The organism is Halalkalibacter nanhaiisediminis, from assembly GCF_007830185.1.
GTDB classification, from domain to species: Bacteria; Bacillota; Bacilli; order Bacillales; family Bacillaceae_D; genus Halalkalibacter; species Halalkalibacter nanhaiisediminis.
Genome location: NZ_VLKZ01000005.1, coordinates 1 through 12935, shown reverse-complemented (window position 1 = coordinate 12935; position 12935 = coordinate 1). Strand labels below are relative to the sequence as shown.

Below are 12935 nucleotides of genomic sequence, written 5' to 3'. Positions count from 1 at the left end.
TCGTAGTGGGGTTATTACCTAACTGTTCCATGCAGTAAACAATAACATCTTTAAGCATTTTTTCAGTGGTATGTAATGGGGCTGTAGAATATTCTAGACTCTTTAATGACCGTTCTATAATAACTAAATTCTCCTTGTACTGAATCGGCTACACTGAACTAGACAGAAAAATTAAGGTCAATTAGACTACAGATAATATAAATCGAGGAGAATCTACATGACTAAAAGAGAACGTCGATCATTTACTGATGAGTTTAAAGAACAGATTGTGCAGCTATATCAAAACGGTAAACCAAGAAAAGAGATTATTCGTGAGTATGACCTTACTCCTTCGTCTTTAGATAAATGGGTGAGTCAGAGTCAGACCTCTGGTTCTTTTAAAGAAAAGGACAATTTAACACCTGATCAAAAGGAGTTAGCAGAACTAAGAAAACGCAATAAGCAACTAGAAATGGAGAATGACATTTTAAAGCAAGCCGCGCTGATACTAGGACGAAAGTAAATGTGATTAAGAATAATCAACACAAATACTCGATATCAGCAATGTGCAAAGTCCTACAGCTTTCGAGAAGTACCTATTATTATGAAGCAAAAGAACGTCAGGCCGAAGACGATATCACTTCTGACATTATCGAAATTTTTCATGAAAGTTTTCAAAACTATGGGACTCGTAAAATTAAAAAAGAATTACTCAAGCATGGAAAGGTCGTCTCTAGACGTCGAATTGGACGAATAATGAAAGAGCAGGGTCTAGTGTCTACTTATACGCTTGCACAATTCAAGCCACATTCCAGCGGAACAAACGAATCAGAACAGAAAAATGAACTTGATCGTCAGTTCACACAAGATGAAGCTCTATCAGTCGTTGTGAGTGATTTGACATATGTGAGAGTCGATAAAAAATGGCAGTACATATGTGTATTTGTTGATCTCTTTAACCGTGAAATTATTGGCTACAGTGTCGGGCGTCGTAAGAATGCTTTATTAGTTTACCGCGCCTTAGCGTCGATCAAAACGGATCTGCGAAAAATGAAGCTTTTTCATACAGATCGTGGAAGTGAGTTTAAGAACAAGCTTATTGACGATGCATTAGCAATATTTAACATTCAGCGATCGTTAAGTATGAAAGGCTGCCCTTATGATAATGCAGTGGCCGAAGCTACGTTTAAAATCATTAAAACTGAGTTCATCAAAGGACGTCATTTTAATAGCCTTGAAGATCTGGAAAATGAATTACACCGTTATATCCGCTGGTTTAATTACAAACGAATCCATGGAACACTAGGCTACTTGAGCCCAATTGAATACAAACTTGGACACCTTAAGAAAGTTGTCTAGTTTAGTGTTGACTATCCATACCAACGTTTAGTATGATAAGCTAGGTTTCTCATTGTCATGTCTTTTAAAAACAAATCTAGACAAGTCTAAAAGTCCTCACCTCCACTTACAAAGGTTTGTTCCTCCACGTGTAATTCCTCAATAATCGTTCTTCTTTTCCTTACCATTTTCTACACTCCTTTAAGTTTTCAAATAAGAGGTAGCACAATATTTTTACGCACACGATTATAAGACACGACTAAAACAAAAAAGGATTGCGTGTCCAGTCATAAGACTAAACTCACAATCCTTGTTATATCGGCTGAAAAAAGCGGTTTTAGTTAAAATAAATACCGGTGGTCGGGGTCGAACCGACACTCCAGAAGGAACACGATTTTGAGTCAGATAGTTCCTCTTCATTTACTTATAATAATAGTTAATTACTGTGATATTAAGTAATTCTACAGTAATTGCTAGTTGTTGCTATTCAATCTGTTCACACGATATTTATAACTATGTACTATTATACTTTTAGTATAATCAAATTTCAAACATTATTCTGTTCTGAATACCATTATTTAAATTGATGGTACAATTCAAAATATATAGTTAGGAGGAATGTTTATGAAATTAAGACAACCTGTATCAATTAACGATAGAGACAAACCTGTTATCATCTACAAAAATAATGTTTTTTTGAAAGAATTTCCATCAATTCAAAAAGCATCTCTTTGGTTAAAAGAATATACTAATTATGAATACATTCCATATAAACAAGTGGAAAGTGGAATATTTTTTGATGAAACATGGTCATTTAATGGGGCTACATATGCTTTCACTACAGATGAAAATGTCCGCTTAAATAAATTAAGAGAATTGGGTATTGAAACGGAAAACAGTAACAAAGTTGACCCTACTGGATTTTGGACTTTTTTCTGTAATCCGAAGAAATGGGCTATAGATGACTTTTTAGCCTCTAATAAAGTTGAAGATACATTTTCAATAACTAGTTGGCAAAAAGATTGGTTTAAACAAGGACAATTAGGTGTTATTAGAGTTGGTCACGACTATAGAAATAAGGAACAGCTAAACGATAAACCCAAGCTAAAACGTGGAATTTATGCAGTAATTGAAATTACTGGGGAACCAATTTATTCATCACAAAGAGACGAACATTATTACGAAGAAAGCGATAAAGAAAATTTCCGTGTACCTGTTAGATACATAAGAAACTTATTAACTAAACCTGTACTACTTGATGATTTAATTTTAGAAGAACATGAATATGATAAATACTTAGTTGAAGGCTTTCAAGCGTCCTCAATGCCCTTAAACCCACAAACGTTAAGAAAAATCTCCATAATTGTAGATAGTCCAATATACATCAACACTAGCCCTCTTAAAGTAGGAAATGAATATGCAAGAAAAGACGTTTATAGAGTTTTCAATGTACCAGAAGAAAAACAAGGTGGTAATTGGAACACTGGTTATACTACCTTCGATAATGACATTTTTATATTCGCCAACATTAACTCTGCTGGTCGTACTGGACATGATTATGACAATAAGTTTATCGGTGATGACTTTCAGTGGTTTGGCAAAAACCATCACTCTCTATCTACACCAACTATTCAAGCCATGTTAAATGCGAGAGGAAATATTTATATATTCACACGTGAGAACAGTAGTAATCCTAACTTTGTATATCAAGGTAATGGTAGAGTTAAAGAATATGAGGATACAAAGCCAGTAAAAATCATATGGGAATTTAGCGATGAAAATGAGGAATATCCTAATAAAACTACTGAGGAAGTAGATAACTCAGAAAAATATACAGAAGGGGCTACTAAACAAGTGTCGGTTAACGTTTATGAACGTAATCCGGTAGCTAGAAGGAAATGTATAGAACACTATGGGTGTAGTTGTGTAGTTTGTAATTTTAACTTTGAAGAAACTTATGGTGAGATAGGTAAAGATTTTATACATGTTCACCACCTTAAAGAACTACATACTATTGGTGAAGAATATGAAGTTGATCCAATTGCTGATTTAAGACCTGTATGTCCTAATTGCCATGCTATGCTTCACAAAAGAAAATCGGCTTATTCAATTGAAGAGTTAAAGAAAATTCTAAAGTAACTTTACTAGAGGAGAGTTTTTATGAAAGCATTTATTTTTACAGTTATAAGCGGGATAATCATAACAATCTTCACTTTTTATATAAACTCTGATAAACCGAGTATTGTTTATACAACCTCGGAAAACATAGCACCTTTTAACGAAACTAATTCAGATACAAATAGCAATATACAACAAATTACTGTTAAAAACATAGGAAAATCAGCAGCAAAAAATATACAAGTCATAATAAATGGTGAGATTATAGATAGTGCTGTTATCAAAGATTCAGCCGCAGACAATATAGAAATTCATAAAGAAGGTTTTGAGTTAATTTATGAAGAACTTCCTCCGGATGGAAGCTTTAAACTGGTTATTAAATCCATGCTAAATACTTTAAACGATAATGTACTTACAGTGAAAAGTTCAAACGGACTAGCTAAAAATGGTCTCGAAGATAGTAAATCAGCATTGGATGTTCTTTTCTATTTACTCATATTGTTTTATACCTTACTATCTGGTTATTCATTAAGAGAAATTTTTGTGAATAATAAGGTAAGAAGATATGCACTAGACCCCTATGAACCAATAAGCTTTCTAAATAATAAAAAACCATTTTATTTTGGGGAGAGTGACTGAAGGGAACTTTTAAAGAGTTTTATTCAAGAGAAAATTCGTAGTGACCTTAGCTTAACAACTAAACAATTAAAAGACTTAAATTCATACTTTATTCTAGTAAATAAAAAGCCTAAATATTTTACTGATGAAGAATGGGAGAGAACAAATAAAAAAGCAAAGGAAATTATCATTCTAAATATCGAGAATGCTTTTACTAGGATAACTTATCATGACGATAGCCTAAATAAAGTTCTAAATAGTTATTGTGATTCTACAATCCAATTACCTGAAAACTATAGCGATGAGTTATCTCATACAATAAGTCAAAGTTATATCCGTTACAAAAAGAATAAGTATTACTATAGTACTGACGTAGTAAATAATGCACTAGCAGAAACAAGGCCTAACTTTGTAAGGATTACCGACTGGGAAGAATATATTACTTATCTAAGAAATCTTCAGTTTGTCTTTATCCTAAATGATATATACAAATCATTTAATCAGCCTATTACAAAACTTGAACAATATAAAGGAAATTTAACAGAAAACAAAGATACATTAGAAAAAATTGCTTATGATATTGAACTTTACAGGTTTATCTCAGATACTTTCAAATATTTCGGCAGTGATAACCAGTTAGAACTTCCGATCAAGCCAGATTGGATGACTGATATTCATTATAATGAACTTAAGAAAGTAATAACTACTTTTCAGTCAATGAAGAAGAAGCAAGAAGAAATTAAAAAGCAATTTGAAATAATTTCAAAGGCATTATCGAATTTACAATTACCTGAATCAAAGCCTACTTTTATTTCTGATTATAATTGGGGGAATTTAAAAGAATATATTCAAAGGTCAGAAAAAGTTAAATCAATTCAGGAAGAGTTAACCGAAAAAGAAAGGCTGTTAATTGACAGAGAATCTTTATTAACCAACGAAAAGGAAGAGGTAGATAGACTAAAAGTAAAAATAGAAACTCAACTTAACATTATTAACAACCTTATAAATGAACCATCCTCAATATATAGGATAGAAGAATATAGTAATCCTTTTGCTGTTGGTAACATGGAAAATTTAAAAAGATTAGCTGATCTATTTATGAAACATAAATCTGAATAAATCGAAAAAAGTGTAATAAAAACGAACTTACCTTCTTTCTTATACATTGTATTTAGCAAGATAACTAGCTTTACTAAGCCTAAGTAAATTCGCTGTAGACCTCCTTAGTAACAAAAGTTAAGGTAAGTTAGGTCTGATTAGTGCTAGTCACTCGAAAAATATGGTAATCAAATTTCTAAGACATGGTGTATGTAGAGTAACCATCAGTCAAGGCATGGAGGCATGGCGTACCCCACCCATGTACCCCTTCCCAGCGTTATAGCATTACAGTATTATTATGATTGGGTTACTAGCTGTTACTGTGCTATTATCATTTCTTTCAATGTTGTTCTTTCTTAGTTGTTCTATTGTCTTGTCCTTGCCTTGTGTGCTGTGCTGTGTCTTGCCCTTACTTTTGTGTTGCCTTACCTTGTCTCTATCGTTGCTGTATGGGCGTGTGGTGAGGGCGTGGGTTATAGGGTGTTTATACCTTGTCTACTATTCTATTACAGCGTGGGCTTATTTGATGGGCGTGAGGGTGGTATTATTAGCTATAATTATTGGGTGACACTTTTTTGATTGATACCTACCCTTTATTCCTGTTGGGCTGGTTAGTGACGATCATTACTGTGGAGTTGTGATCGTTTTCCCATAAAAAACCTCTATAAAGAAATTTCCTTAAAAATAACCTGTAACGAAAGGTATACTTACAGATCACTTTTTTCTGACAATTGTAAACCCAGCATTTTCAATGTGTCTCGATAAATAGATTTGTAACGAAAGGTTGTAACGAAAATGAAAAGGTGATATAGTACGTGTAACGAAACAAATACATAACATTCCGTTACAAAAATAGGAGATAAAAAAAATGAGTACAGTTTATGGGTATTGCCGAGTTAGCACGTCAGGACAGAAACTTGATACACAACGCCAAGTATTAAGACAGTATGATGAAAACATTAAATTGATTGAGGATAAGTCAACTGGTAGAAATAAAGATCGTGAAGGACTAACAAAGCTAATGAATACGTTACAAGCTGGTGACACTATTGTAATCACTCGTATTGACCGTATAGCACGTAACGTTAAGGATTTACTAGTAATAGCTGAGGAATTAGAAACTAAGGGCGTTACATTCGTCATATTGGATTTAAAAGGCGACAGAGTTAACACTTCTACATCAATGGGTAAATTTATGATCACAGTTCTAGGTGCTGTTGCTGAACTAGAAATAAACACGTTAGATGAAAAACGTAAGGCGGGTATGCAACTAGCTAAAGAAAATGGTAAACATATTGGTAGAAAAGCAGATTTAACACTAGACAATCCCTCTGTACAAGAGGCTATTAGAAAGTATCAGGAAGGAAAAAAACCAGTGACAATGATCTGTGAAGAACATAATATCAACCGTATGAAGTTCTACAGATTACTGAAAAGGCATGGCATTACTAAAGAGGCGACACTATAACAGGTGTGGTCTTTTTGTGCATACCCCAAAATGGAACACCTGTCCATTACTTGTCCTGACTAGCGTTGTGCAAAAAAAATATTTTCAGGCTGCACAAGTATGCACAGCAAGGAAGCGATATTTTATCAAAAAAAGCACCCTAAATAGTATTATTCATCTCCTTTCACCTTGCTTATATATTTGTCGGTTTGAGTTCGTTCACCTTTGAAAGTAAGTCTTTATTATCCATTAGCCGTCCCTTTCTTTTGCCCTGCCTTAAAGACTTTTAAAAAGCACTCCTGAGAGTGCCTATGTTTATTTTAGAAGTATATCTCCAATAAGTTGAGTGAGTTTCTCTATTTCTTTTTCGCTATCTTCTTGCAGTACCAAACCTCTAATATATTCACTTTCGCTAAATTCAATTTCATTTGATGGGTTCAAGCAGAAACTGTTATTTAAAACTCTTATACTTTCAATATACTGTCCAAACCGTTCAACTAATTTTCTATGCTGATTTTGTACGATAAAAGGTACTTTAACCTCTGCTAGTGATTCCTCAGCATAATCATTTCGTTCTACAGCTTGTTTTAACTCATTTTTATATGATGTAATACCTTCTACTGATAATATTGTAGCTTTTTCAGTTGTTTTGATTAAATTGCTACTACTAACAATTACGTCACCAATGGTATTTAATCTATTAGCGTAGTTAATGTATTCTTGTTTCATTGTTATATTCTCCTTTGATGTCATATCAGTCACATTATAAGTACTATTCGATAAAAGGAATTATTTCCCTGCTAGATTTATAATAATTCATACCCTACTGTAAGCAGCATTTTATCGCTGTGTAAGTAGCTGAGAAGCCTATTGTGTATCGAAACTATAAACTCTGTCTAGATTTACTTAACAAGTCTATACAATTCATTAACCCTACTATCCCAGTTTGGATTACTTTAGTATTTTCTTTTTCTTTCAACTCTAACTCTCTCACTCTCTTCTTCAATTCACTATTTTCATTCTTCAACTCATCATTTTCATTTTTTAAATGAACAATATCTATCTTTCCAAAAACATGAAAAGTTTCATATGTGTGATTTACACATACTTTTAATGCATCATTTATACTCACATTTTCAATCGATTCCTCTTTAAAATATTCATGTAAATCAGATAGCCTATTCCGATCCTCTTGTGGAAAATATCCACTTAGTTTATGTGTTTCCATTATAAATCACTCCACTTGTTCTATGATACTTATACTTTAGCACACAAAATCAAAAAAGCAAAAAAATTATTGACTTTTTAACCGAAGTATGTTATTTAATGTACTTCATGGTAAGTTACGTTAACTTAGTTGCTTTGTTATTAAACTCGGCTAAAGCCTCGTGTTCGGGTATGCACCCTCACCACTATAGATTCTGTTCTTAGTACTATTACAATCCTTCTATTACAGCCAAATTAACATGGAGAGGGGTAGCCGTTTTTTGGCTATCCCTTGGAGTGTTATTTGGTAAGGTTTTTAACCAAGTTTATTATAATTATCTTTCTTATAAGGAAACACTCAAAAAAACCAGTGATACCAAGGCTTTTGGCGTTTGTTTGCTAAGTTATAGTTAGCAAGAATAATATACTAATTTTCACATTTTATTCTCTAAATAACTTTCAAGCAAATTTCTCATTCTTTCGGAAGGGATGTAAATGTCAATAACTTGTCCTTTCCTCACTCTACTTCTAAAAACCCACTGTAATAACTCAGATAAAGCAAACAAATCTTCATTCACAGTAACACCTTTAGATAAGAAGAATTGCTCTGTAATAGGATTCATATAACGATTGGCTAGATATATACAGACACATTTTTCAGCATAATCATTGGTAGCCCTAGATGTTACTTCTACAAAACTTTTCTTTAGTCCTATCGGTTGTATTTTCTGCTTAAAATCTTTGAATGTCGTCCACATGACTAAATCAGTGTTTACCTTCATTTTATGACGATAAAAATTATAAGCATTATCCTTAATAATCTTTCTATGCTGTTTACTCCCAAGCAGTTTATTCAAGTGAGATTTACTAAATGAATGTCGTCCACTGCCAATTTTATTAAGGTCAACTCTGTCTGTTTGCTTAGAATAATAGATATGAATAAGATCCTTTAAATGATTTCTATTTTCTTCCCCTAATGAAATATAATCTATTAACTCATATCTACCATTAGTAAAAATCACCGAAAAAAACTCATATTCTAAATTAAATAGATCATAGTAATAACGTTGTAACTGTCCATTGAACATATAAGTCATAACATATACTTCCTCAAAACCTTTAAATGCTGCTACCGGGAACAACCAATACATTGCAGTACTCTTATAGATCATTAAGTTTCCTGCTTTAGCTAGATTGCGGATATTCTTAAAATTCCCTTCTGCATAATCTTCATCATTCCATTGAACAAATCCCTTAGAGTCAATAGTTATAATAGATTTCCCATCTCCATCTCTTGCAGATAATAGTACTTTCAAATCATCCTGAGATATTTTTACATCTTGTAAAACATTCATAACCTCATCAAGTATTAGGGTATATCCCTGCATTTCAATTAACTCAATTAACTCTTTTTCCATCCTTTGAAATAAAGCATGCGTAGAAACAATGTCCCGACCTTCTACAATAAGTTTTTTTAATGATTCTAATTTAGTACCACCTTTTGTAGTTTCAGGCTGAACAAATTCACGCTGCATAGAGTTAAGAACACGTTCAATCTCTGTTTTAAATGGAGTAATGTAGATATATCGTTTAAATAATGGTGCTTCGTTCATAAACTGAATAGCCCAGCTAGTCTTTCCACTTCCCATAATCGAATCAATAATGTTAATTTTCGTTGATGTTGGATTTTTGCATAGCATTTATAATTTTTCCCTTCTTCATGTGTTTTTGTAAGAGTTCCCTTACACTTGACTACTTGCAATTAGCACGTGAATTAGGACAAATAATAAAATAATTTATTGGTACTTCTTGATTAGTCCTCTATGAATAATACCAATCATCCCCCGTTCTTCTGCTTCGTCTCCTGTTTTAATTTTATATTGACTGTACATGGAGTTCCTTAACTTTCTAACTGTTTCTTTATCAATCCCTCAAGCTATTAGCATCTATCCGAATGCTTCTCTGTTTGTCATTTACTTATTTTCTCTCTAGGCATTTTTATTTTATATTTATTATTTTTTATCTTTTGTTTTTCTTGATTTTTGGTTTTGATATCCATTGAATAAACAAGATTTGTCTAGGAAACATTGGACAAAAGAATAACTACCTTTACAGTATTCAAAAAAAATAGAGTACTGTAAAAGTAGACATTCTCGAATACTTTGAATGAAACTGAGTTTGCTGAGGTTTCCATGTATCACCTTGTTTGAACGCTTAGATTTCTCCAACAACGAACTTTCTACATATTTAGCTAGTCCTATATGCTTTAAGTCTGTTCGCTGCTACCTGCACCGTAATGCACCTAGCTACCAAACCGAACCGTTAATGGTCGTTCACACCTAGTAACCACCAGCAAACAAGGAAAACTGTCATTGTGGTTACGGTTGTACTTTCTACATTGGCTACAACCAGCACCTATCAAGTTTATTTTCACAACGTGTTATTAGGTTTCCACGTTGGAAATACCGTAAAAAAAGATATACTAAAGACACCTTGCATTATTCCAATTTTTTGATAAAATTAAGGCAAGTAATACGGCATTTCGTATTCAATTTTATAGTTTTTATTTAGGTCACCTACTGCGAATAGGTGGCTTTTTATTTTACCTAAATGGCTTTATAGTCGTCTTTCTAATACCTTCAATGGTGAAAATCTTTTATGGCTTTCTCTAACATCACTCCCAAACAGATTTACATATGTTTTCACAATCTCCATACTGGAGTGTCCTAATATTGTTTGTAACTCAAATATGTTTGCCCCTTGTTGAACACTCAATTTGGCAAAAGTATGCCTAAATGTATGACAGCTACAACGTACCCCTTTGATTTTTGCCATGTCACCATACTTAATAATTCGCTGTTGTATCCCCCTTTTAGTAAGCCTTGCCCCATCAATAGTGACAAATAACGCTTCACTTTCAACATAACCCCGAATAGCGATATACTTCTTAAGTTGTTCCTTCATTTCTTTCTGAATAGGCACTAAAGTTCTCTATAACTTTTTGCATTTCGAATACAGACTAGATTATCTTCCCACCGTATATCGTCTAGTGATAGTCCAGCAAGTTCATTTACCCTTATACCTGTTTCAAGCATAAGTAGCATGATTGTATAGTCTCTTACACCAGTAAAGGTTGTTAAATCAGGTTGACGAAATAATTTGTTTAACTGTTCTTTTGAAAATGTAGGTATGACACGCTTTCTATCCTTTAGTAGTTTTATATTTTCCATAGGATTTTGTGGAATGTGCTTGTGCTTATGTAAGAAATTATAAATTGACCGTAAAGCACGTAAACGAGTATTTATTGAAACAACTCTGTTACCCTTATAATTCTTCATATACAGAATGACGTTTTCTTTTATATGTTCATCTGTCACGTTGTAAGGTTTTAAAACAGCAATATCAATACCTTGTTGAGAAAGCTGGTTAAGACATGCCTTAAATTCATTTAAATAGTACTGGATGGTATATGGTCTTAAGTTTCGTAACTCACAGTCTTTTACAAAAAGATTGATTGCATCCTGAAAACTATCTACATACGATGTAGCTTCCTTTTTCATAATGGCTATTTCACCTTTATCCAAAGCGTTCTTACGTCTAGCCAAATAAACCACCTCCATTAAGAGTGAACACGATTGATGAACACGATTTTAATCATTTTTGTCGTGCCCTAAATTAACTAAAAATGAATACAAAAAAACGTCTCTACATTACTGTAGAGACGTCTTTAAACGTTGATATTACTTAATTCTATTGTAATTGACTATTATTAAAATCAAGTAAATAAAGTACCGGTGGTCGGGGTCGAACCGACACTCCAGAAGGAACACGATTTTGAGTCGTGCGCGTCTGCCAATTCCGCCACACCGGCAAATACAAAAATGGTGCGCCCTGAGAGATTCGAACTCCCGACCTTTTGATTCGTAGTCAAACACTCTATCCAGCTGAGCTAAGGGCGCAATTATAATGCCGAGGGCCGGACTTGAACCGGCACGGTAGTCACCTACCGCAGGATTTTAAGTCCTGTGTGTCTGCCAATTCCACCACCCCGGCACGGCAGAAAACAAAAAAAATATGGAGGCGGTACCCGGATTCGAACCGGGGGATAAGGGTTTTGCAGACCCGTGCCTTACCACTTGGCTATACCGCCTAACAAAGACAAAAGCGGAAGACGAGATTCGAACTCGCGACCCCCACCTTGGCAAGGTGGTGTTCTACCACTGAACTACTTCCGCAATATTGGCTGGGCTAGCTGGATTCGAACCAACGCATGACGGAATCAAAATCCGTTGCCTTACCGCTTGGCGATAGCCCAATAAGTTTAAAAATGGGGCGACTGATGGGAATTGAACCCACGAATGCCGGAATCACAATCCGGTGCGTTAACCACTTCGCCACAATCGCCATAATAAATTTAATTAAATTGGCAGGGGCAGTAGGAATCGAACCCACACCGGAGGTTTTGGAGACCTCTGTTCTACCGTTAAACTATGCCCCTAAATAAAATGGTGGAGGGGGACGGATTCGAACCGCCGAACCCTGAGGGAGCGGATTTACAGTCCGCCGCGTTTAGCCTCTTCGCTACCCCTCCAAAATCACAATACTTATAATACACAATGTAGACGTTATAGTCAATATGTGATTATATCTTATAAGTATTTGAGAGTGCCGGCCAGAGGACTTGAACCCCCAACCTACTGATTACAAGTCAGTTGCTCTACCAATTGAGCTAGGCCGGCATATAAATGGTGGCTTGGGACGGAATCGAACCGCCGACACATGGATTTTCAGTCCATTGCTCTACCGACTGAGCTACCAAGCCAAACTAATAAAAATGGCGGTCCGGACGGGACTCGAACCCGCGACCTCCTGCGTGACAGGCAGGCATTCTAACCAACTGAACTACCGGACCATTTTGGTTGCGGGGGACGGATTTGAACCGCCGACCTTCGGGTTATGAGCCCGACGAGCTGCCAGACTGCTCCACCCCGCGTCGTTTTAATTTAATAATGGTGGAGGATGACGGGATCGAACCGCCGACCCCCTGCTTGTAAGGCAGGTGCTCTCCCAGCTGAGCTAATCCTCCATTAATAAGTGTTATTAATATGTATAAAGTGGTGACCCGTACGGG

General features: G+C 34.8%; 8 protein-coding genes, 14 tRNA genes and 1 pseudogene. 5 read left to right on the top strand and 18 right to left on the bottom strand.

Going from position 1 to position 12935, the window contains the following annotated elements; genetic code table 11:
- Nucleotides 1–217: 217 nt before the first annotated feature.
- From IQ10_RS09640 to IQ10_RS09620, 5 genes are all read left to right on the top strand, one after another.
- Nucleotides 218–1338, top strand: a protein-coding gene (locus IQ10_RS09640) for an IS3 family transposase (protein ID WP_199757411.1) whose coding sequence is annotated in 2 segments (ribosomal slippage) — nucleotides 218–467 and nucleotides 467–1338 — 1122 coding nt in all. Because the reading frame shifts where the segments join, the coding sequence is not laid out codon by codon here.
- A gap of 603 nt (nucleotides 1339–1941) precedes the next feature.
- On the top strand, nucleotides 1942–3456 hold the full coding sequence (locus IQ10_RS09635; protein ID WP_144450286.1) for an HNH endonuclease: 1515 nt from the start codon (nucleotides 1942–1944) through the stop codon (nucleotides 3454–3456).
- Nucleotides 3457–3477: 21 nt separating this feature from the next.
- The gene (locus IQ10_RS09630) at nucleotides 3478–4074 is read left to right on the top strand and encodes a hypothetical protein (protein WP_144450285.1); all 597 of its coding nucleotides are present in this window, start codon (nucleotides 3478–3480) and stop codon (nucleotides 4072–4074) included.
- 642 nt (nucleotides 4075–4716) lie between these two features.
- A complete protein-coding gene (locus IQ10_RS09625; RefSeq protein ID WP_144450284.1) occupies nucleotides 4717–5172 on the top strand; it encodes a PCRF domain-containing protein in 456 nt (151 codons plus the stop codon).
- Between the two features lie 847 nt (nucleotides 5173–6019).
- Nucleotides 6020–6619, top strand: coding sequence for a recombinase family protein (locus IQ10_RS09620; protein WP_144450283.1), 600 nt, complete (start codon nucleotides 6020–6022; stop codon nucleotides 6617–6619).
- A 294-nt stretch (nucleotides 6620–6913) separates the two neighbouring features.
- Here the strand turns inward: IQ10_RS09620 and IQ10_RS09615 are convergent, their stop codons facing one another.
- The 18 genes and pseudogenes from IQ10_RS09615 to IQ10_RS09530 form a co-directional block, all read right to left on the bottom strand.
- Nucleotides 6914–7327: a hypothetical protein gene (locus IQ10_RS09615; RefSeq protein ID WP_144450282.1), complete on the bottom strand. Its 414-nt coding sequence runs from the start codon at nucleotides 7325–7327 to the stop codon at nucleotides 6914–6916.
- Nucleotides 7328–7481: 154 nt separating this feature from the next.
- On the bottom strand, nucleotides 7482–7826 hold the full coding sequence (locus IQ10_RS09610) for a hypothetical protein (RefSeq protein ID WP_144450281.1): 345 nt from the start codon (nucleotides 7824–7826) through the stop codon (nucleotides 7482–7484).
- Between the two features lie 412 nt (nucleotides 7827–8238).
- Nucleotides 8239–9417, bottom strand: coding sequence for a YonV family putative phage-derived protein (locus IQ10_RS09605; RefSeq protein ID WP_242009802.1), 1179 nt, complete (start codon nucleotides 9415–9417; stop codon nucleotides 8239–8241).
- 1003 nt (nucleotides 9418–10420) lie between these two features.
- Nucleotides 10421–11409, bottom strand: a pseudogene (locus IQ10_RS09600) (tyrosine-type recombinase/integrase).
- A 184-nt stretch (nucleotides 11410–11593) separates the two neighbouring features.
- Nucleotides 11594–11675 (bottom strand) — tRNA-Leu (locus IQ10_RS09595).
- Nucleotides 11676–11686: 11 nt separating this feature from the next.
- Nucleotides 11687–11763 (bottom strand) — tRNA-Arg (locus IQ10_RS09590).
- An 8-nt stretch (nucleotides 11764–11771) separates the two neighbouring features.
- A tRNA-Leu gene (locus tag IQ10_RS09585) sits at nucleotides 11772–11857 on the bottom strand.
- A gap of 22 nt (nucleotides 11858–11879) precedes the next feature.
- Nucleotides 11880–11954, bottom strand: a tRNA-Cys gene (locus IQ10_RS09580).
- Between the two features lie 13 nt (nucleotides 11955–11967).
- Nucleotides 11968–12039: transfer RNA gene (locus IQ10_RS09575), tRNA-Gly, on the bottom strand.
- Between the two features lie 5 nt (nucleotides 12040–12044).
- Nucleotides 12045–12119, bottom strand: a tRNA-Gln gene (locus IQ10_RS09570).
- Nucleotides 12120–12132: 13 nt separating this feature from the next.
- Nucleotides 12133–12208, bottom strand: a tRNA-His gene (locus IQ10_RS09565).
- A gap of 20 nt (nucleotides 12209–12228) precedes the next feature.
- Nucleotides 12229–12302: transfer RNA gene (locus IQ10_RS09560), tRNA-Trp, on the bottom strand.
- An 8-nt stretch (nucleotides 12303–12310) separates the two neighbouring features.
- Nucleotides 12311–12395: transfer RNA gene (locus tag IQ10_RS09555), tRNA-Tyr, on the bottom strand.
- Between the two features lie 75 nt (nucleotides 12396–12470).
- Nucleotides 12471–12543: transfer RNA gene (locus tag IQ10_RS09550), tRNA-Thr, on the bottom strand.
- Between the two features lie 7 nt (nucleotides 12544–12550).
- Nucleotides 12551–12626 (bottom strand) — tRNA-Phe (locus IQ10_RS09545).
- 13 nt (nucleotides 12627–12639) lie between these two features.
- Nucleotides 12640–12716: transfer RNA gene (locus tag IQ10_RS09540), tRNA-Asp, on the bottom strand.
- A 4-nt stretch (nucleotides 12717–12720) separates the two neighbouring features.
- A tRNA-Met gene (locus IQ10_RS09535) sits at nucleotides 12721–12797 on the bottom strand.
- A gap of 17 nt (nucleotides 12798–12814) precedes the next feature.
- Nucleotides 12815–12890: transfer RNA gene (locus IQ10_RS09530), tRNA-Val, on the bottom strand.
- Nucleotides 12891–12935: the final 45 nt, after the last annotated feature.